This is a genomic window from Shewanella sp. GutCb (genome assembly GCF_002836135.1).
Classification (GTDB): domain Bacteria; phylum Pseudomonadota; class Gammaproteobacteria; order Enterobacterales; family Shewanellaceae; genus Shewanella.
In genome coordinates this window covers 1-311 of the sequence record NZ_PJBL01000093.1, presented here as the reverse complement: position 1 = coordinate 311, position 311 = coordinate 1, and the positions used below count along the sequence as shown (strand labels likewise).

Sequence of the window (311 nt, the reverse complement as noted above, 5' to 3'; positions counted from 1 at the left end):
GAAGTGGATTTGCTTCAAAGCAGATGAATTCAGAAAATGTAATATCAGCAATACCAGAAAGGGCCGTTAGCTCAGTTTCTTGTAGAAACAGACAGTTGGCTTTAACTAATGATAGTTAGTTATTTACTTGGATATATCAGCAATACCAGAAAGGGCTGTTAGCTCAGTTGGTAGAGCAGTTGGCTTTTAACCAATTGGTCGAAGGTTCGAATCCTTCACAGCCCACCACTTCTGAAGTGGATTTGCTTAAAAGCAGATGAATTCAGAAAATGTAATATCAGCAATACCAGAAAGGGCTGTTAGCTCAGTTG

Annotated in this window: 1 tRNA gene; it reads left to right on the top strand. The window is 39.2% G+C overall.

What is annotated here, in order from left to right:
• Window positions 1-152: 152 nt before the first annotated feature.
• A tRNA-Lys gene (locus CXF86_RS20110) sits at window positions 153-228 on the top strand.
• The last annotated feature ends 83 nt before the right edge of the window (window positions 229-311 follow it).